The 21,277-nt window shown below is 31.5% G+C and carries 20 protein-coding genes and 1 pseudogene; 4 read left to right on the forward strand and 17 right to left on the reverse strand.

What is annotated here, in order from left to right; all coding sequences use genetic code 11:
- Position 1: 1 nt before the first annotated feature.
- From XO08_RS03880 to XO08_RS03945, 15 genes and pseudogenes are all read right to left on the reverse strand, one after another.
- On the reverse strand, positions 2 to 289 hold the full coding sequence (locus XO08_RS03880; protein ID WP_077287312.1) for a DUF721 domain-containing protein: 288 nt from the start codon (positions 287 to 289) through the stop codon (positions 2 to 4).
- Positions 264 to 1,007, reverse strand: coding sequence for an aminotransferase class IV (locus tag XO08_RS03885; protein WP_075665727.1), 744 nt, complete (start codon positions 1,005 to 1,007; stop codon positions 264 to 266). Before XO08_RS03885 ends, XO08_RS03880 begins: the two co-directional genes overlap by 26 nt.
- Positions 982 to 2,271 carry a tRNA (N(6)-L-threonylcarbamoyladenosine(37)-C(2))-methylthiotransferase MtaB gene (gene mtaB / locus XO08_RS03890; RefSeq protein WP_075665728.1) on the reverse strand — a complete coding sequence of 430 codons (1,290 nt, stop codon included), beginning with the start codon at positions 2,269 to 2,271 and terminating at the stop codon, positions 982 to 984. Before mtaB ends, XO08_RS03885 begins: the two co-directional genes overlap by 26 nt.
- A gap of 1 nt (position 2,272) precedes the next feature.
- Positions 2,273 to 2,716: an HPP family protein gene (locus XO08_RS03895; protein ID WP_075665729.1), complete on the reverse strand. Its 444-nt coding sequence runs from the start codon at positions 2,714 to 2,716 to the stop codon at positions 2,273 to 2,275.
- A 1-nt stretch (position 2,717) separates the two neighbouring features.
- Positions 2,718 to 3,671, reverse strand: coding sequence for a 1-phosphofructokinase family hexose kinase (locus XO08_RS03900; RefSeq protein ID WP_075665730.1), 954 nt, complete (start codon positions 3,669 to 3,671; stop codon positions 2,718 to 2,720).
- 5 nt (positions 3,672 to 3,676) lie between these two features.
- Complete coding sequence (locus tag XO08_RS03905) at positions 3,677 to 4,387, reverse strand: ATP-binding cassette domain-containing protein (RefSeq protein WP_233120228.1); 711 nt, start codon at positions 4,385 to 4,387, stop codon at positions 3,677 to 3,679.
- The gene (locus XO08_RS09340) at positions 4,368 to 4,511 is read right to left on the reverse strand and encodes a hypothetical protein (protein ID WP_172799329.1); all 144 of its coding nucleotides are present in this window, start codon (positions 4,509 to 4,511) and stop codon (positions 4,368 to 4,370) included. Before XO08_RS09340 ends, XO08_RS03905 begins: the two co-directional genes overlap by 20 nt.
- A gap of 245 nt (positions 4,512 to 4,756) precedes the next feature.
- The gene (locus XO08_RS03910) at positions 4,757 to 5,347 is read right to left on the reverse strand and encodes a hypothetical protein (protein ID WP_075665732.1); all 591 of its coding nucleotides are present in this window, start codon (positions 5,345 to 5,347) and stop codon (positions 4,757 to 4,759) included.
- Positions 5,348 to 5,361: 14 nt separating this feature from the next.
- A complete protein-coding gene (locus XO08_RS03915) occupies positions 5,362 to 8,112 on the reverse strand; it encodes a hypothetical protein (protein WP_075665733.1) in 2,751 nt (916 codons plus the stop codon).
- Positions 8,113 to 8,129: 17 nt separating this feature from the next.
- Entirely contained in the window at positions 8,130 to 9,659 is a 1,530-nt protein-coding gene (locus XO08_RS03920) for a hypothetical protein (protein WP_075665734.1), read from the reverse strand.
- Between the two features lie 301 nt (positions 9,660 to 9,960).
- Entirely contained in the window at positions 9,961 to 10,716 is a 756-nt protein-coding gene (locus tag XO08_RS03925; RefSeq protein ID WP_077287316.1) for a bifunctional 2-polyprenyl-6-hydroxyphenol methylase/3-demethylubiquinol 3-O-methyltransferase UbiG, read from the reverse strand.
- 43 nt (positions 10,717 to 10,759) lie between these two features.
- On the reverse strand, positions 10,760 to 11,347 hold the full coding sequence (locus XO08_RS03930) for a glycosyltransferase (protein ID WP_143609921.1): 588 nt from the start codon (positions 11,345 to 11,347) through the stop codon (positions 10,760 to 10,762).
- A gap of 104 nt (positions 11,348 to 11,451) precedes the next feature.
- Positions 11,452 to 12,024: pseudogene (locus XO08_RS03935) on the reverse strand (tetratricopeptide repeat protein); the annotation flags it as partial.
- A 212-nt stretch (positions 12,025 to 12,236) separates the two neighbouring features.
- Complete coding sequence (locus XO08_RS03940; protein WP_075665738.1) at positions 12,237 to 12,989, reverse strand: acyltransferase; 753 nt, start codon at positions 12,987 to 12,989, stop codon at positions 12,237 to 12,239.
- Between the two features lie 456 nt (positions 12,990 to 13,445).
- Complete coding sequence (locus XO08_RS03945) at positions 13,446 to 14,840, reverse strand: ATP-binding protein (protein WP_075665739.1); 1,395 nt, start codon at positions 14,838 to 14,840, stop codon at positions 13,446 to 13,448.
- Between the two features lie 437 nt (positions 14,841 to 15,277).
- On the opposite strand from XO08_RS03945, the gene XO08_RS03950 reads away from it, so the two are divergent.
- Complete coding sequence (locus XO08_RS03950) at positions 15,278 to 16,441, forward strand: P-loop NTPase fold protein (RefSeq protein WP_077287319.1); 1,164 nt, start codon at positions 15,278 to 15,280, stop codon at positions 16,439 to 16,441.
- A 524-nt stretch (positions 16,442 to 16,965) separates the two neighbouring features.
- Here the strand turns inward: XO08_RS03950 and XO08_RS03955 are convergent.
- Both XO08_RS03955 and XO08_RS03960 read right to left on the reverse strand, forming a co-directional pair.
- The gene (locus tag XO08_RS03955; protein WP_077287321.1) at positions 16,966 to 18,510 is read right to left on the reverse strand and encodes an ATP-binding protein; all 1,545 of its coding nucleotides are present in this window, start codon (positions 18,508 to 18,510) and stop codon (positions 16,966 to 16,968) included.
- A gap of 541 nt (positions 18,511 to 19,051) precedes the next feature.
- Positions 19,052 to 19,597 (reverse strand): hypothetical protein, encoded by a 546-nt coding sequence (locus tag XO08_RS03960; RefSeq protein ID WP_232218223.1) that lies wholly within the window; start codon positions 19,595 to 19,597, stop codon positions 19,052 to 19,054.
- A 333-nt stretch (positions 19,598 to 19,930) separates the two neighbouring features.
- Between XO08_RS03960 and XO08_RS03965 the strand changes: the two genes are divergently transcribed.
- From XO08_RS03965 to XO08_RS03975, 3 genes are all read left to right on the forward strand, one after another.
- The gene (locus tag XO08_RS03965; RefSeq protein ID WP_077287323.1) at positions 19,931 to 20,137 is read left to right on the forward strand and encodes a hypothetical protein; all 207 of its coding nucleotides are present in this window, start codon (positions 19,931 to 19,933) and stop codon (positions 20,135 to 20,137) included.
- A 67-nt stretch (positions 20,138 to 20,204) separates the two neighbouring features.
- Positions 20,205 to 20,492, forward strand: a complete 288-nt coding sequence (locus XO08_RS03970; RefSeq protein WP_143609923.1) for a hypothetical protein — start codon at positions 20,205 to 20,207, stop codon at positions 20,490 to 20,492.
- A 435-nt stretch (positions 20,493 to 20,927) separates the two neighbouring features.
- On the forward strand, positions 20,928 to 21,188 hold the full coding sequence (locus tag XO08_RS03975) for a hypothetical protein (RefSeq protein ID WP_075665744.1): 261 nt from the start codon (positions 20,928 to 20,930) through the stop codon (positions 21,186 to 21,188).
- Positions 21,189 to 21,277: the final 89 nt, after the last annotated feature.

The raw sequence follows: 21,277 nt of genomic DNA on the forward strand, positions 1-21,277 counted from the left end.
TTTAATTCCTCCTCTTTTTTATTATTACCTTTTTCACATAATCTTCTCCTAACTTTTTATTCATGTTTTCACGTATTTTTTCCCTAAAAAATTGCAATTCAATAGCATACATCTCATCACATTCTATATAAAGATTTCCTCTGTTAAAGTAAGTTACCTTACAATGCTCATTAAAAGGTACACCAATCACTTCTTTAAAATGATCCCTTGAAATAGACGAAATATACAATTTTCTAAAAAGAGGACTTTTTTTGGAAAGCTCTTTAAAAACTTCCGCTAATTTTTTCATTAATATACTCCTCAAAAGACTTGGAAAGTTCTTTGGAAAGAGATGTCTCAAACTTATATTTTCCTAAGTAATTTACAGGCACAATCCCACCACTTGTATGAGTTAAAAAAAGCTCATCTGCAAAAAAAAGCTCTTTTAACTCTATCTTTGTTTCTCTTACCAAATATCCCATCTCTTTTAACATTTCTATTACATATTTTCTTGTAATCCCCTCTAATACTCCGCTTTCGATAGAAGGCGTATAGACCATACCATCTTTTACAAGAAAAATGTTTGAAAAACTTCCCTCACAAACAAAACCCTGACCATTTAATAAAATAACATCATAGTTTTCGCCTTTGCGCTTTCTTGCAAGATGTAAATCTGCTCTCCCCAAAGATTTAAAATTTGGGGGAATCGATATAGGATCCGCATGCCTAATTTTTGAAATATCTACTTTTACATCCAAAATTTTCTTTTTTTCAAAATACTCACCAATAGAATATAAAGTAACTCCGTTGTTTACAATTCCATATATCTTAATTCTATCAAATTCTAATTTATTCTCCACTTCACATAAAAATTGCTTGTATGAAACCTTTTCCCCCAAATAACTTAAAGAGCCTAAAAACCTTTCGTAATGCTCTTTAACTGCAAATGGCTTTCCATTATACACCCTCAAAGTCTCATACACAACTATCCCATTTAAAACTTTATTGACTAGAAAGCTTTCGGTCATATATTCTGGAAATCACTCCTCCATCTGTAACCGTCATAACAGTTACCTCTTCAAAATTTCCAAAAGTTCCCTTCGATGTTTCATGTAATACATAGTACTCATCATACCCCGTAAATATTTTATTTTTACAGCTTTCTATCAAAACCTTTGCCTGTCTTCCTATTAACCTTTTTCTATATTCCTTTGCCACTTTCTTACTTACTTTTTCAAGTTCAATAACTCTCTCTTTCTTTATATTTCCAGGTACCTTGTTATCCATCTTGGACGCCAGTGTATGTGGCCTATCAGAATATCTAAACGCATGAACTTTGGAAAACATTGAAAAATTAACCACATTCAGTGTATCTTCAAAGTCTTTTTGTGTTTCACCGGGAAATCCCACCATTATATCCGTAGTTATTGAAAAACTCTTATCCTCTTTTCTTAATTTTTCAACAAGATTTAAATAATACTCTCTGGTATAGTTCCTTCTCATCCTCTCTAAGACGTTATTACTTCCACTTTGAAGAGGAATGTGTAAATGATTACAAATTTTTTCTTCATTCACAATGAATTTTATCAATTCATCGTCTATATCTTCTGGATTTATAGAGCTTAACCTTATTCTAAAATCTCCCTTTATTTTTACAACGTTCGTTAGAAGTTTTAAAAGTGTGGTATCTTTATCTTTTCCATACTTTCCAAGATTTAATCCCGTGATCACAATCTCTTTATATTCTTTATTTACCATTCTCAATATCTCACTTACCACAAGTTCTATGGGTTTACTCCTTATCTTCGTACCTCGTGCATATCTAATTGCACAATAACTACAAACATTTGTACATCCATCTTGCACTTTTATGAAAGCACGTGTCCTTTCAGAAAGCGAAGAAAACACATATTCTTCTTCAAGATCATCTGCCTTCCAATAGGTTTTATCAACAAAAACACCAACATTTCCTATTAAACTTTCTATGTTTTTCTTTTCCTTATTTCCCACGATCAAATCTACTTCTTCATTAGCCAATTCATCTGCCGCAATTTGAGGATAGCAACCTGCAACAACAATTCTTGAACCTGGAAATTTTTTCTTTATACGCCTTATTTGTTGTTTTATCTTCCTTGTAGCCTCATTTGTCACAACACAGCTATTTATAACAAACACATCAGATTCCACTTCTCCACTCACCACTACATAACCTTCATTTTCAAGTTTCTCGGTCATAAGTTCAGATTCATATTGATTTAACTTACAGCCATACGTAATTATACTAACTCTCATCTTAATCCTCCCTACTAACTGCGTCCAAAATCCTCATTCTAGTAATAATACCAACTAATTTGTCGGAATCATCCACCACAGGAAGGATTTTCAAACTATGCCTTATCATTAAATCAGCTGCATGTAAAAGTGGTGTATCTTCTTTTATTACAATAGCAGGTTTTGTCATAACTTCCGATACAGATTTATTGGAAATTTTCTTTAAACTCCTCACAAACTGGTTTAAATCCGGTATAAAAGACGCGGTCTGTAACAACGAAAAATAACTAGGTAATGATGCCCTTATTATATCGTTTTCACTTATAAACCCAACAACTTTGTAGTCTTCATTAACCACAGGTACGCCTGTTATTTCTTGTCTTGAAAGTATTTTTAAAACTCTTGATACCGACTCATCTTCTAAAACCGCAGTTATATCTCTTATGTAAAATTCCCTTACCTTCATTCTACTCCACCCTTTCAATCTTAAACATTGTTAATGCCTTTTCTATATCTTCAAATTTTGGTGGAACTTTCGCTTTATACCATGTCTTTGCAAGTGCAGCTGCATATCCAAATCTTGCAATTTCGATAAGATCTTCTGTCTCAAAACATTTATACACCATAGCAGCCATATAGGTATCCCCAGTTCCCAATAAATGAGCATGGTCTATTTCAACAAGTGGTTTTATAAACCAAACTCCATCAGATGTCACAATAATATCGTAATCTATCTTGTACGAAAGAACCGCCATCTTTACACCGTACCTTATTAATTCTTTTCCACCATCAATATAATCCTGTTCGCTTTCTAATTCTTTACCAAAGAGCACTTTATCTTTCCTGAAATCTGGCCTAATTATACAAGGAGAATCTATCTTTATCGATTCCCTTGAAATTTCATCCCTTGTTTCCCAAAAAACTCTTTTTCCGTGTTTTTTTGCTATCTTTGTCAAATCACCATAGAATTGTACTGGTACTCCCTGAGGGATACTCCCAGAAATAACAACTGCATCAGAGGAAGGTACTATCAAGGTATACCTTCTTAAAAAATGATTTATATCCTCAATAGGTACCCTCGGACCTGCGGAATTTAGCTCAGTAAGCGTGTGATTCTCCTCATCCACAATCACTATGTTTTCCCTTGTTTCATTTTCAATATGTACAAAATTCGTTGTTATTAAATTTGAAATGTTCCGTAGCTCAGATAAAACTATGTCTCCTACATAGCCTCCAATAAAACCTGTAACAATAGATTTTACGCCAAATGACGATAAATCAATCGCAACATTTATGGATTTTCCACCAGGTGACATTCTTGAAAATTCAGGTTCTAATCTATGGAGTTTATTTACTGTAAAATTGTTAATATAAAACTCCCTGTCTAATGCAGGATTCAAACAAACGGCAAGGACTGACAAAAAAATCACCTCACAATTGTATAATCTTTTGGCTTTCCCTCAAATTCAATTTTACCATTTTTCATTGAAATTAACAAATCCGATAAAGGAAGGAAACGCTTAAAAAAGCGCGTGGCAATTATTAACGATTTTTCGTTTGAAACTACGTTTTGCTTTAAAATTTTAGAAACAACCTGCAAGTGATCATCATCTAAGTGGTCTAATATGCAATCTAAAATAACTATCTGAGAATTTTTCAGGTATGAGACAAAAAGAAGAGTTAATATCTTCTCCAAAACATAAAACGATGACAGGCGTGTCTCAAAACCGTTGGGAAGTGATTTTAAGATACCAAAATCATCCAATATTGAAAGATAACTATCAAAAGAAAGCAACTCCTCATCTGTAGCCAGTTCCAAAAATTCACCAAAAGTTAAATAATCTAACGCCTCAAAGAAGTTCGTGTCAATGTATAAAACCTTACTCCTCAAATCCTTTACATCATACTCAAAAAGGTCCTTTCCACATATATTTACACTTCCCACATACCTTATATCATTATACACTTCTTCATTTAATCGTGCAAAAGAGCGCAAAAGGGCAGATTTAGAAGAACCACGGGGTCCATAAAGTACCATGATTTCGCCTGTATTTAAAGAGAAATTAATGTTTTCAAAAAGCGGGATATTATTTGAATAGGCGGAAAAATTAATTACTTCAAGATTTTTCTTTTCCATTTTTTCCACCACTACTCACCATATCTTTCAATCTTTTTTCCAACTCCTTTTTCGCTTCCTTATTACCTGAGGAGGTTAATTTTATAAGCTCGATCTGTGATAATATCTTAACGTTCTTTGCCATACTACACCACCTCCGCTACAACATCTCACCTCTATTTTACACCTTTTTTATTAATTTTACTTTTAAGTGTTTTTACATTTTTTCAAAGAAAGTTACGGTTGAGTGTGAATTTTTTCTCTACCAAAACAAAAACAATCACAAATACTACATCTTTAAAATAGAATATTTATCCAAGATTAATACTTTAATATTTATTTATACTTACAAATTTTAAAATAAATGGGCACACAATGTGCCCATTTTACTTACTTAATTTGAATCCTTTTTACCTTAACATCGCCCAAAGCCTCTGTTTCAATCCGTTTTGTTCCAACTATACTTTTACTTAACACAGATATCAAATAATTCCCCGCTATTATATTTTCATCACTTGATAAAATGTCTCTATTTTCTATCCACTCTTTATCAAGCATATCATCCAGCCAAACGTTAAATTTTGCTGCATTGAGTTTATATGTATAAAGTACAATTTGACCTTTTAGGTTTTTTTGAATTTCGGCAAAGTTTTCCGGTAAATCCTTTTTTATTTTGAGGTTAATAGTTACCTTTTTTCCATCAAAAGTGTAGGTATAATCAAACATATTTGTATCAAGTACCACACTATTTATCTTTGAAATCTTTTTTTCTACCCCAACTTGCCTATTAGCCAATACAATATCAAAGCCATTTATCTTTCCACTAACGTATACATCCTTTCCATATGGGTCTTTTATTTCAACTAATGTTTGAATATTTACTACCTTATCTGTGGAATTACTCACACCTCTATTAAAAATACCACAACTACTTAAAATAACTAGCAACGCTATACCCAAAGTATATATTATTTTCTTCATAAATTTTCCCTCCCTTAATTTCCAGAATACTCTATATTAGTAGAAGGCGGTGTATATCCATACATAACCAAGAATACGTTTAAATCCATTTCATCTATTACTCCATCTTTTTCAGAAAATCCAGGAATATATCCCCTATTTGGTGGCATAAAATCAACACGCGGCCCTATATCATATGTGGGATCATATACACCATTTTTTTGATAATTATACAAAGCATTTCTAAACATTAGATAATCATCTATATCCACAACTCCATCTAAATTAAAATCTCCAGGTAGCGTTAAATATTTATTTGCAATAAATTTATTCTTTGAAAGTAATCCTCTTTCAACAGGGTTGTTTTTTAGTTGTGTATAAAGTTCTATGTTAAATAAATCAAAATACCTTGCTTGATTATTAAAGTAAAGATAAGTATTAGTTGCAAAATCCAACCACAAACTTATAGTAGCAACCCTCGTATCTTGTGAAACTCCACTCCTTGAAATTTCTTCAAAAACAAGCTTTAAATAATCATCTCTTGTAACACTTAAATCCGTATTTTCCACAAACGATGGATTTACATCAATAGAAGTTATTGTGGAAAGAGACATGGAAATTTCAGGACTTGTGAGTGTTGCATACAATGTACTTGACAAAGCTCCTTTTGCAGCATCTATTAATATAAACGCCCTTGCTTTGCTTTCCGCGTACATTGGCACAACAAAGGTTACAGTACCTGTAAGTTCCGTGTAGTAAATTTCAATATAAGTAGGCGCACGCTTGGTATCATCAACTCCTAAGTTTAAAGTATCAATAGATTTATAGTCAAAAGATTTATATCCCCACAAACTATTTGAATCCCATTGATATACCTTCCACTTATACGCAAAAGCAGTAGAAGGTATAGTAATACTGGTAAATGGTGTGTATGCATCTATCGTCTTTACCGTTTCGCCCTTTCCAAAATTTACCATTTCAGATGCAACGCTATCCGGTAAGTTGTACTTTATTAGTATAGCATACGTAGAATCTGCTAAAATATCTGCTTCTTTATCATCATATCCAAATAAAATAGTTGCTTGATTACTTTCAAGATAAGGAACATCCAATCCTGGTATCCCAGAATCAAATTGTCTAAATGCAAACGTTGCATCCACAATTGGAGAACTAATAACATTATTTGTTACGTTGCTTATAAAAGAATCGTTAAAAAGCAAGGTTGTAGTAGTTTCTGTTGCAAATTTTATTAGTAATTTATCAAGACCAGCTCTTCCAGATGGTATTGGATCATTTACCGATTGATCTGTGTTATTCAAATTTGGATTAGTTGTGTATTGCACCGTTGTATGCGATGAAATATCACCACTATCAGATATTGAAACAACTGTCGCATCAAACAATATTCCATATTTACCATTTGTATCATTTAAATTCTCCTTAGAAAGCTCTATTCCAGAATACCAATCTTTTGCTTTTAAAGTGATACTAGTCCGGAATGTTGGTGCATCGGCATCAACAAAACCTGTTCTATACGAATTTTGACCTTCCATTGCCCAAAAACCATATGGTCCCTTTGCATCTACAGTATATGCATACACTTTATCATGGCTTGTTGTAAATGCTATGATATAAACTTCTTCATTTACAGAAGAAAGTGGAACCATTGCAGGAGAGCTTATAATTGAAAATGTTTCACTTACATCTTTTTCCCATTCTTTAGCAAAACTATAATCATCATAGCTCATTGAATAAACCACTATCTTACCAGAGCTTTCCGCATTAAGTAATGTAAAAATATAAATCTTATTTTCTGAAGATTTTTTAAACAAAAGAGGTGTAGTGGCAAATCTATATCCAGATCCAAAATCGTTGTAAATGGAATATGAGGCAACTTTAAACAAGTCATCAGAAACTCTTACTACATGAATTGTTCCAAGGTCATCAAAAACATAAACGTATCCTTTTGAGTCAACCAAAACACCAGCGGCCATACTGGAATTTCCCAATTTTATAAAATCTACATCTGAGTTTACCCCTTCAGGTGGAATCCTATACAATGTACCTCCACGACTTACAGCGTAAATAAAACCTTCACTATATGCCATTGGTGTTTCAAAATCTCCACCCAATTGAATCTTATTAACGTTTGCCGTTAAATTAAAAGAACTATCAAGCGCTATTTTGTAAAAATTACCACTTTTATCTAAAACAAACAATGCGTCTTTTTTTGGAGATAAAATAGGTGCTATTTCTACAGGTCCATCGGTTCCATAAAAATCATTTGTAGTGGTAAATGTATCAGTTCCCATATCGTAAACCAAGTGGTAGACTCCATGCCCTCCATCCAAACCTATTCCAACATATATGTGGATGTTACTTCCATCTGCAAATGCTACAGCTGCCCTTGATACATTACCGCTAATTTCTACTTTTTTACTTGTGGCATTTGTCCTTACATTAACATAGCTTTTTCCATTGTAATTTGAAGTAACATACACAATGTAATTATTATTGAGTATTATAGGATAACTTATATGTTTCCAACCAACTCCTCCATCTGGAGTTCCATAATTCCCCGTTATATTCCCCAATCTATTTATAACATAGTAATACGAATCTTTACTTAAAAAATGTATATCTCCCGTCTGCTTTACTGCAACACCACCACCTTGGACATATCCCGTAGGAGACAATTCGATATAATCATTTTCCCAAAGCGGTGATATATTAATAGCTAAAACAAAAACTGAAATAATAGAAAACAAAAAAACCCATTTTTTCATCTTACACACCTCCAAAATCAGTATCCTGTTATAACGGTAAATACATCTTCTCCTGTATATTCATTCCCTTCTTTATCCTTCACTCCTTTAACAAATAGGTAAAAATATCCATACCCAATAGACGTGTTAACTGTAAAAGTTGCCTGTTTTTCATCGTTTGAAATCTCACTTAAATTCATCTCCAAAACATCGTAAAAATCTGAATAGTGATCTTCTCTTATATACAACACAGGTGTAGAAGTCTTTGATATACCTCCTGGATCTTCAAAACACACGCTTATAGTGTTACTACCAATAGGTATCCTATTATTATCCGTCTTATCTAAAACCTTCCCATTAACGGTCATAGCTTTTAACTTAGGTGCGTTAGTGTCATTTACAGATACAAATATTTCATTTATACCTGCTCTTCCACTTTCATCTTCTGCATATACCGTTATATAGTGTCCACCTTCTTCTACTATCCACTCAACATACGTTTGATCTACCGTTTCAAAATATTTCTTACCGTCTATAAAGTATATAATTTTTCTAAAATTTATACTTTCAACCGGCACCACAGAAATTATCGTAGAATGTCCCGGGATAAGATTTGATTCATTGGAAATTGCTATCTCAAAATTTAAATAAGTATCCCCTATTAATATTCTTTTTCCTATCATAGATTTTTTACCTAACCAGTCAGTTGCCTTAACTATTAACGAGTGATCTCCTGTTTCTAATTTGTTTAACTGTACCGGGATATTTTTTAATTCTTTTTGATCCACACTATCTTGTAATTTTAACTCTCCATCCAAATAAACCTCATAACTTGAAAGCTTTACATCATCTGAGATATCGACATTTATTAAAATATTTGAATTTGTTGGGTAAGAGAATTTTGAATGTATTACAATTTGCGGTGCCTCATTATCAATAGGTAAAATATTTAAAGAAATTTTTGTGGAATCTTCAGCACCTATTAAATTATCGACTTTTATGAAAAACTCTTTATCACCGCTTTCATCGAACTTTCCCAAATTCAAAAATATCTCTCCAGGTTTTAGCATAGTTGAAATTTCTTTTTTTCCATATTTTGAAAGACCTTCTGTTTCTATATTCACCTCTGGATTTTTGGAATTTACGTCTAAATACAATATTACATCATCACCTACAAAAATCTTGCTTGGAATAACAGATATATTTTTTATCAATGGCTGTGATGGATCATAAACGTAAAGTTTTGGTTTATAATCCTCGTATTTTTTTCCATCCAAAAGAGATATAACACTTGCCTTTAGTGAATATTTTCCAGGCTTATCAAAGGAGACATTTATCGTTTCTGGAACTTTTCCAAAATTTTTTACTATCTTTCTATTGTACTCATCAACTATTTCCAAGGTTCCACTTTTTGCGCCGATCAAATCTCCACTCACGACTATCTGCGCTTCTTTTGAAGCCTCCACCACATCAGGTGCAATTATCTCTAATTTAAAACTATCATCATTTGTTGTACATGCCATAACAATAAAAAGTAAAACGGACAATAAAATTATTATTTTTTTCAAATTCCCACCTCCATACCTCTCACGTATTATTTTTCTATACATATTTTTTGTTACCCTAAAATTTAAATGAATGTTCTTCAACATTCCCCAAAAGTGCTATAGCAAGAATCATTCTAGTTACTAAAACTATTGCTATAAAAAAGCAACACAAGGAAAACCTGTGTTGCTTTTCATTTACAACAACTTACTAACAAATCATTTCAATGAAATTTCTAGACATTTCATAGGTAAATTAAACGTTTTAAAATATCACTTCTTTCATTAATCTGCATGCTTTTTTACGTTTTACTCCAATTCCGTTTCAAAATTCTGCAATAACAAGCACTGTATCTCTAAAAATTGAATTTGAAAATTTTTCTGGTATGTTTTTCAAATATCTATCAAGAAATACTAGATTCTTTACCTTAAAACCTGCCAAAGTTACGGTTTTCATCAAAGTAAAACCTGAAAACCAATATTTATGGTCAGTATTTACAATTTCCATATTGTTAAACCCTTGTATTATATTTTCCCATCTATAGGCATTCGGAGCAGATACAACAAGTTGAGTCGCTTTAAGTTTCTTAATAGCTTTTAGAAATTTTATTGGATTATGAAGATGTTCTATTACATCAAAAACAACTATACTATCCCAGTTTGTTTGTTTTATAATATCTGGTAATTCATAATAATTTTCAATATTAGCACAAATTATATTTTGAATTCCATACACATCTTTCAAATAACGCACTGCTTCACAATCAATATCAATCCCCCAAACTTCTCTAGCTACTTTGAGTATGAAATTATGAATCCACTGTTTAGATTTAATTTTCATACCAATTATATCCTTATGATCAGCAAATCCTATATGCAAAACTCTTTTATCTTTCAATCGAGATTCTATAAAATTTTTTAAATCTTTGTACTGAGGTGTAACATTGTAGTTTATTATTAGACCTTTGTCAAAATATTTTCCTTTAAGATATGGTTTAAGTTTTTCAAAATCTTCATATGCGGATAATTTATTATTAGATGTATCTAATCTTTCCTTTTTTGGGTTTTTGTTAAGTATTATTAATTTTTTTTCTCAAAACTCTCCTCGTCTGCTAAAATATCACTTAAAACTTTTTTACTGCATTTATTTGATCTTTAAATGTCCATTTTCTATTGGTAACATATTGCCTATAGTAAATAGAATTGTAGTTGTTTTCAGTAATTATTCTGCATGCTTCTTCTATATCATTAAATATCCAACGCTTCTCATAAAGCTCTTTTGCCCCAAAAAAATTGTGTATCACAGGTTTTATTCCTCTTGCCATTGCTTCCATAATATTATAGGGATGTCCTTCATGAATACTTGTAGAAAGTACATAGTTTTTATCTCTCCACCATTCTTCCATATCGTCTACCCACCCATAAAAGATTACATTATTCTTTAACCCCATTTCTTCAACCATATATTTTAAGTACAACTCGTATCTGCTATCTTGAAAATCTCCTGCAATATGAATTTTGTAATGTTTATCAATTTCTGTTAGCTTTTTAATCACCTGAAGTATCATAGCAGGATTTTTCTTATGACTTATATGTGCTACCCACGCTATGTTGTATCCTTTACTTCTTTCCATGAAAGGTATCTTTTCTAAATCGATTCCATTGTAAATTATTTTACTATCTATTTTTCCTGCAAGACTTGGAAATGTCATTTTCAAAATTTCTCGAATATGCGGAGCTACAAAAATTATTTTGTTCACGTTATTCCAATTTATTTTTAAAGGAAAATTGGTAAACACTTCGTAACTATGTAATCTCACGAGAACTTTTTTTCAACAATTCCTGGATAATTTGTTCCTATCACTGCTGCTTCGTTGGCCCACTCAAACCATACTATATCAGCCCAGTCTATACTTGCCTTTATTTCCTTATCGTTCCTCACTGCCCACCGTTGGATCCAATATTCATCTGATAAACCTTTGATCATATCATCTATGAAGTTATCAAGCCCCATTAAACATATTATCGCAAGTCTTTTTTGCTTCTCTGCTTTCTCTATCCGACTCTTTAATTTTTTCAGTTTCGCATTCAAAGCTTCTAAATTTTCTGCTGGAGCGTATGATAATGCTTCGTTTATATGCTCAGCTGCTTTGTCGAAAAAACCCTCAAACATGTAAGTTTCAGCCAGTATATCATGCACCATCCATTCCTTAGGTGAAACGTCGAGAAGTTTCAACGCATACTCTTTAGCCTTAGGGTATTTTTCAATTTGTAGAAACATTTCTGCAAGGTTAAAAAGCGCATCCAAATTTTGTGGGTCAAGCGATAATGCTTTTTTAAAGTTTAATATCGCTTTGTTTTTTCTGCTTGTACTGTAATAAGCAAGACCAAGTGCGTTATATTAATAAGGCGTTTTCGCTTTTCCATCAAGAAGTTCTATAATTTTTTTGTATTCTCCGTTTGCTAAAAATTTCTTAATATTCACTCTACCCCTCCCAACGTTATTGCACATTCAACATAACAACATACATTTTTTCTTTAAATCGAACCATATGACTATCTCTAATCTCTACAACACTCGCCGCTCTCTCCAGCCTCATTTCATTTTTTGTAATATGTTTGATTTATTAACAGCTGCTCATCTGGTACATCTTTTAAAACCTTTGCAGGAACACCTGCCACTATCTTTTTTGCAGGAACATTTTTTGTAACTACAGAACCAGCTGCTACAAGTGCATCTTCTTCGACAATCACACCTGGGAGTATTGTTGCATTAGCCCCTATTCTTGCTCCCTTTCTTATAATCGGCCCTTTAAAAAATTTCTTTCTTTTTTCCGTTCTACCAAGAAAATTATCATTTGTAAAAGTAACCTCCGGAGCTATAAAACAGTAATCTTCTACTACTGATAAAGCAGTAATATACGCCTCTGTTTCTATTTTTACATATTTTCCTATACGAGTTTTATTTTCAACGGTTACTCCTCGACCTATTATAGTCTTTTTACCTATTCTCACCTCTTCTCGTATACTAGCCAAATCCCCAACAAAAACAAAATCCTCAAGAATAGCTCCTTTATAAATAACACAGTTTGCACCCATCGTCACAAAGTTACCAATTTTTAACGGTTTTAGCTCCTTATCCTCAGTAGTGGCTGAAGTAGATGCTTTAAATGGCTTTTTTCCAAGAACTGTGTTATCTGATATCACAGATCCACTTCCAATAATAGTTCCAGAATGAATTACCACATTATGTCCTATAATAACATTATCACCTATCACAGCATCTTTTTCTATAACCACATTGTGGCCAAATGTCACATTTTTTCCAATAATTGCATCTTTGGATATGCACATCTTTTATTCCTCCTTTCTATTTATATTGTTTCATTATAACAAACCAAAATCCTATAAACTCGGATAAGTTGGCAAGATTAGAGAGGTTGGAGAGTGTTGGGACTTTTTTGTCATTCTGAGCGCGTATGCGCGAAGAATCTTATATTTTTACTAACTTTCTAACTTATCCAACACTATCCAATCTATCTAATCTCGCTAACACTCGCTATCTAAGATTCTTAACTTTGTTCAGAATGACAGAAAGAAAAAGATAAGATCCCTCGACTACGCTCGGGATGACATCTTGAGGAGTGAAGCAACGAAGGGGATGTCATCCTGAGGAACGAAGTGACGAAGGATCTTATACACTCGAAAAACCATCCAAGATTCTTTGCACGTATTGCTCAGAATGACAAAAAAACACTAACTTCGCTAATCTTGCCAACCTTTCCAACTCTCTTTTTTATTTCTCTATTTTTAAAAAAGATTAATCAAATCATTTAAACTAAACAATAGGATATTTCCACTAACCTTTGAAAAATTAACAACTTCATCTGTAAAACCATTTTTTGAAAAAAATACGTAAAATTTGTTTTTAAAATCAAACAAGACACTTTTGTCTATCATCTTTTTTACAATAGTCATATCAACCAAACCATTTTTCCATTTGCATTCTCCAAAAAGGATATTTTCTTTATCATAAGCAACTATATCTATTTCCTCTTTTTGCTTTTTTATAGGATTATTTCCCCACCATTTTCCTATTCTTTCAAAAACAAATGGTAATTTTCCATTTTTATTCATCTTTTTTAGATATTCAAAGGCTATATCCTCAAATACAACCCCCAAGTAATCATTTATAAACGGTTTAATCTTTTTTTCTAACACGGTATCCAACAATCCTTGCTCAATTAATTCCCTATTTTCAAAGACAAATCTGTACCAAAATCTGAAAAAATTGTCTTTAATTTTAAAAATGCTGCTTCTTCCAGTTTTGCCTATTGGTTCTGGTTTGATTTTTTCAACTATTTTCAAATTAATTAGCGTATCTATATATTTCGAAACCTTGGCATTATTAACTTTTATTTTTGTAGCAATTTCATTTAATTTTGTTCTTCCAGTCGCAAGTGCTTCTAAAATAGAATTGTACAACATTGGCTCTCTTAACTCTTCACGCAATAAAAATCTTGGCTCTTCGTATAAATAGGACAACTTATTTAAAATTTTTTGTTTTACATTTTCAAAAACATCCAAATTTTCATCAAAAGTTATTAGATATTGAGGTGTTCCACCTAAAATCCCATACACACTAACTTGACGTTTCAAATCATACTTTAGAAAGAACTTTTTACTATCAAAAAAATCAAATGTTGTGATTTCAAATTGTGCGGTTCTCCTACCATACAATGGACTTTCATATCCTAAAACCTCTTTTTCCATAAAACTAACATACGAACCACAGATAATCAAAAATAATTTAGTATTTTTTAAATGATGATCTATCAATTTTTGTAAAATCGATGGTATACTTTTGTTGGAATTCACAAGATATTGAAACTCATCTATTACCACAACCAGCCTTTTTTCCTTTGACCTTTCACCTAAAAAATTAAATGCCTCTTCCCATGTTCTAAAACTACTTAAACCATTTAAATGAAAATATGAAAAAACTTCTTTTGAAAACTTCTCTAAAGATATACTGTCTACAGATTCATCAGCTACATAAAAAATACAAGGTTTTTCCTTGCAAAACTCTAAAAGTAAAGTAGTTTTTCCAACTCGTCTTCGACCATATACAACAACAAATTGAAATTTATCATCTTTGTATAATTCATTCAAACTTTTCAGTTCTCTTTCTCTGCCTATGAACACATTGTCACCCCATCTATATACTTATAAGTTACTAACTTATAAGTAAGTAACTTGTGAGTTAGTAATATTACACCATAAAATAACATCAAAAATACAAATAAAAATTAAAACTCCTACTTTGTCATTCTGAGCATATGCGAAAGGTATGCCATCCTGAGGAACAAAGCGTCGAATGGGATGTCATCCTGAACGCATGTGAAGGATCTTATACATTCGAAAAATCATTCAAGATTCTTCGTCACTTCGTTCCTCAGAATGACAAAAAGCTCCAACTCTCTCCAACCTCTCCAACCTTGCTAATCTCGCTAATTCTTATAGGAATTGTCATTTGTTTTTTTGTCACAACTGTCACAATTTGTAGACAGTTGTCACATAAGTCACAATTTGTGCTATAATATCTTTGAACGGTAAATAAGTTTTTCAATGGCGGTGAGATAGTGAATGAAAATGAAATAAGAGAAATCCTTCAAGCGCTTTATGATACTCCCTTATCTTCAAAAAATCTGCTTGTTAATAGGGATGAAGAAATAAACTCCCTTAATGCCATATGTTTTTATCAACCAAAAGGGGTGTATGGTCTCTGCGGTGAGACTGGTGTGGGAAAAACAACAATACTGAACTTTATCGAACCTGGTGTGGGAAAAAGAGTTTACGTAAGGCTTACAGAAAAAGAAAGTAAAGAAATAATAATTGGTGATATGCTGTACAAACTTGCCAAAGAGATAGAAAAGCATGAAGAAAAAGGCAAGCTTTTAACTACTGCAAAAAAATCAATAGAGTTTATTATTGAGGAAAGAAGCGAGACCAGGTCTATAGGAGCAAGTGGGGGAATTTTTGTTAGTGGAAACTTCTCAAAAACTACTACTCACACAAGAAAATTTAATATCTATCATGCTTATGAGTTGTTAGATGATATTCTCAACTTATTAATTGAGAAATATAACAGAATAATATTACTTATAGACGAACTTGACAAAGAAAAAAAAGAAGAAGTACTAATAATTTTAGATTCATTAAAAAACATATTCGATAAACAGGGATTGATAGTAATACTATCTCTCCCATTTGCTATATATAGAGAATATGCAAAAGACAGATTAAGATGGAACGAATCTGGTAATCTGGAAAATATTTTAAAAGACACTTATTTTTTAGAACCTCTTAGCAATGAACAAATACAAGAAGTAATCTTAAAAAGGCTAAGAAAATATCCTGACTTTTTAGATAGCGATGCTTTATACGAAATAGCAAGATATAGTGATGGAAACCCAAGGGATGCTTTATGGATCTCTCAGCAAATAGTTTTAAACAACCTTCACAAGAAAAGAATAACAGGCAATATCGCTGTAAAAACCATTAAAAAAATCACAAAAAAATATTTTGAAAATTCATTACAACTTACAGACCTTCAAGAGGCAGTGCTAAACACCATAACCCAATATGGCAACAGAAATATAATTGTGAAAAAGCTGGAGGAAAAGGGTATAAAAAGACAAACAGCGTATACCTATATAAATCGTCTAAAAGAAAATGGATTAATCATTGAAAGGAATGGACAACTAAAAGTTTCCGGTAAAATATTTTATATAATATCCAAGTAGTATTCAAATAATCTGTCACAACTGTCACAATTTGTAGACAATTGTCACATAAGTCACAGATAAAATTCTTCACCCGCTTGCTACTCAAAAAGACAAAAAGCCTCTTAGATTCCTCACCCTTGCAGGTTCGGAATGACAAAAAAGGTGTTCACACCTTCAAGAATTAATAGTCCATCGGAAGTAATACTAAAACACTTTACAAAATAAAAATGTTCTCTCAATCAATATTAGCTAGACTATTACACCATTCCCATGTAATATTTTTATAGATTAAAGGAAAAACCTAAATTTTTTCTAATTCTTCTAAACAATAATGAACCTTATTTATCCTTTTTTTGTACATTTTTATTTTCCCTCTTTTATATATACATTTTTATCTTTACTTTTACATTTTTTCTCTTATATCAAGTAAAACAGTAACGGAGTCAAAAAAAATATCATCCGAAAGAAGCAGGCAGGCGAAAACTCTTAGATTCTTCAGCGGTTTGCACCTCAGAATGATAAAAGAACTACAACACCCTCCATCATACTCTTTCCCATTCAAAGTATGCTATATTCCTTTCTTCCTTGTCAAATTCTACTCCTATTATGTATATCTCTTTGCACTTTCCTTTATACTTTTCATGATATCTTTTTTCTTTTAGCTGCTCTAGTGCCCCATTTTTCTCTTTCCCTTCTATTACTTTAAATTCAAATATATAACATTTTTCTTCAAACCTTACAGTTAAATCTATCCTTCCTTTATTTGTTACATCTTCTGCTTTTACCTCTATCCCAAGCGCTGCAAAGTATGCATAGAACACGCTTGCATAAAATCCTTCGTATTTCTCTATATCATTTTTCCTGTACCAATCATTCGGTATCGATGCAAAAAATGCATGAAATATTTCTTTCATCTTTTCTATTTCTGACTTTATTAATGCTTCTGAAAGTTCTATCTCACTTTCTGCCTTTTTTTCCGGTTTTTTTGTTATGTAGTTTAGTATGTGATCCATAAACGATGTCCTTACTTCTATATTTGGATATGTAAGATAATATGTCCTTTTCCCAAATATATCTTTGTATCCTTTTATTGTTAAATATCCCGCTTGAAACAAAAGCGTTGTTATGTTCATGGTTTCTACATCAAAGCTTTCTATTATCTCTTCACCCGCCCTAAGATTCTCTATTTCCGGTAGATAGTATCTTTCTTTCATTAATAGCTTTATCAAAAATGTTGGCGTTCCCGTTTCAAACCAATATGGCCTGTATATCTTTTTATCCAAAAATAATAATACATCAAATGGATTGTATACCTTTTCCCCTAAAAAATTGTACCCATTGTACCACTTTTTCATCTCTTCTTTGTCTACCCCTTCTAATAACTCTTTAAATCCTTCTTCTAATTCTTTTTGCGTTATACCACATATGCTCGCATATTTTGGATCAAGTGTTATATCGTTTAAATTGTTTAACCCAGAAAATATCGATACTTTCGAAAATTTGGTTACTCCTGTTATAAATACAAATTTTATATATTCATCTGCATCTTTTATCACCGAATAAAAGTTTTTAAGGCTTTCTCTCATCTCTTTTGCTATCTCTTTCTCTTCTATGTTGTCTAATATCGGCTTGTCATATTCGTCTATCAATATCACTACTTTTTCTTTCTCTTTTTTGTATACCTTTTCTATTAGTTCTATAAATCTATTCTTTATACTTTTCTCCTCTAGTTTTATATCGTATCCTTCTGCGTGTTTCCTTAATATCATATCCTGTGTTTCTCTTAGTTCTTCCTCTGTTTTATGTACCCCTGCTCCAAAGGATATATAGATAACAGGATATTTTTTACTCCAATCCCAATTGTTCTCAAGGTATAACCCTTTAAATAGTTCCTTTTTTCCAAAAAATGCTTGCCTTAATGTGTCTAAAAATAAGCTCTTTCCAAACCTTCTTGGTCGTGAGAGAAAAAAATATCCCGATGTCTCTTCACTCAACATCTTTATAAATCTCGTCTTATCTACATAATAAAACTCTTTATCTTCTCTTAGTTTTGCAAAACTTTGTATCCCTATCGGTAATCTCTTCATATCTTCCACCACCTATTTGGTCTTTACGTATATATTCTAACACTTAATAGCAGTATAGATAAAATAGGATATTTGATAATAGATAGAGATGTAGTAAATATATTCTTTCAACTAATCTCAAAAAAATATTATCATCTTTTTTTTTTAACTTCTTTAATTTCTTTCTTCGATTATAAAGCTTCATATTACCTCATCTATAATTATATGGCAACTACCATAATGTTATATATAATAACGGTCAACAAACATATTAATTTTTGTAAACCTTATAGCACTATATTTTCTAATATAACTTCAAATATCTTCAAAGAATAAGTTTGATTTTAGAGTCATCAAACTTAAATAATACTTCTCAGGTTTATAAACAAAACTACTAACCATTGCCAGAGGAATCTTTCTCCGTCATTTTGAGGATGTAGGCTCCTTTGTTACTATGTTACTCAGAATGACAAAAAGAGGAAGTGTCATTCAAGATTCTTCAGCGCTTTACACCTTTCAAATGACAAAAAAATTTCAACACTTGCCAATCTCACTAATCTTTCTAAGCTTCTTTTTTCTTATAATCCTTATACAAAAGTATAACAAGAACAATTAAAAAAGCTATCATTACTGCAGGTACAACCCATAAAGTATCCAAAGCTAATTTAAGACTAACAAGTAAAATTGATACTGACATAAAAACTGACATCACCATAAAAATTTTAGTGCCATAATACCAGCCATATGGAAAAAAGTGTGCGCTCGTTATCATGGCAAGAAAAATTATCATTTCTTCGGGCCTTTTTATCATAGCCCATATCACTATTGGATAATATATAAGCTGTGCTATGTTTAAATAAAATCCCAAAATAGAAAGAGGATTATCGTCTATCTTCCATTGTGCCTTAAAGATTTTTGAAAAAAACATTGCAAGCGGAAATAACAAAGCCGTAGACCATAAAATCAATGAATTTTTTGTTTCTAATGAAAATGGGGATAACAATATAACAAGCATAACTCCCCAAACCACAGAAGCAGATAGTAAAAACGCTATTCCATTTTTACACTTTACAGATAACTCTTCCTTCCAAACCTTTAAACCCATCATCAATCCCCCCACCACTATTTGTTATATATTTCACACACAAAACAAAACATCACACACATTTTAACATACCGTTATAAGAACGTCAATTAAAGTTAGAATTCCCTAAAAAAAGAAGAAACAAGTATTATAAAAAGCGTATTCAATGGGATGTCATCTAAGATCCTTTGAGTATATGCACTCAAAATGATTAAAAAGTTCAATACTTACCAATCTTTCCAACTTTTTTTCATTATTTTCTGAACATATTCATTAACTATTATCATCTGGAATATTCCAATAAATCTAAATATAACTTTTCATTCTTGATATAATTTAGGTATTAAATAATGTTGTTTGTTTAAATACAGAAGAAATTATTCAAATCTTAAAAACTATACACAAAAAACAAATAGCGGTAAGCTTTCAGATTATTGGGATAACTTTAAACCACTTTCCATAGCTTTTTATGACAATTCATATGTATACATAATAGGTTTTGACAATCCTCCTAAAAACTTTATAGAAGAACAAGGGATTTTCATAGGAAAATGGATAGAATGAAAACTTTGTAGGAAATACTGCTATCAATTTCAACGGAAAATATATGGGAATATGGAATATCTCAACAATGGATAAGCTCGAAACATTTCCATTTTTTTATTCGAAAATAGTACACGAACTCTTCCATGGTTTTCAATTTCTAAATAAAGATAAAAGATTTGCAAATGAATTTCTTGCCTTTCAATATCCATTCACCTTGGAAAACATTGCCCTGAAAATCTTAGAAAGAAAATACCTTTTAAAAAGTGTTTTTGAAACAAATAAACAATTAAAAACAGAATATGTGAAAAAATTCATATCCTTTAGAGAAAAAAGACGACACTTAATAAATAATTTCCTAGATTACGAGCTTTGATTAGAAAGTACAGAGGGAACTGCAACGTATGTAGAATATAGAGCATTATTAGATGAAAGCAAGTTTCCAAAAAGCTTCTTAATTTCATTGTTTGGTGAAGATTTAATAAAAATTAAAGATTTAAAAAACTTTAGAGCCAGTTGTTACTCAACAGGCATGTATATCTCACTCCTCCTTGATCAAATAACTCCCAATTGGAAAACAAACTATACAACTTTCAAAAAATAATATCTTTATAACTTTTTGCTTGATATTGTAAAATATCAACCATCTGACTTAAAAGATTTACTTGCATATGAACAAACTAAAAAACTAGCGCAAATACTAATACAAAAACGTTAAAATGACATAGTCCAAGCATTCGAAACGTTTGAAAAAAACAACGGCTACAAAATAGTGTTAGAAGGAGAATTTAATCTATCGGGATTTGATCCCATGAACATTCTCAAAAAAAATAATTTGCTGCTACACAAAACATTCTTGAAAATTAAATTTAAAGAGAAAGAGTTGTTTATAAAAGGTCCTGCTGTATCTGAAATGGATAATAATGTATGGAAATACAAAAAAATTATTTTCTTTTCAAGTCAAAAACCAAAAATTGTAAGAGGAAATACGATTGAAATTGACGATGTAATTAAAATAGAAGGCACACTGTATGAAAACAAAGCAGGATTTTTCATAAAAAATAGTGTATAGATAATGACAAGGTTTTGAGTAATCTACGTAAAAAGAGAGCACGTAATGCAAAGGGAGCTTACACACTCGAAAAAACATTCAAGATTCTT

The sequence above is a fragment of the Thermosipho sp. 1074 genome (assembly GCF_001999655.1).
GTDB lineage: Bacteria > Thermotogota > Thermotogae > Thermotogales > Fervidobacteriaceae > Thermosipho > Thermosipho affectus.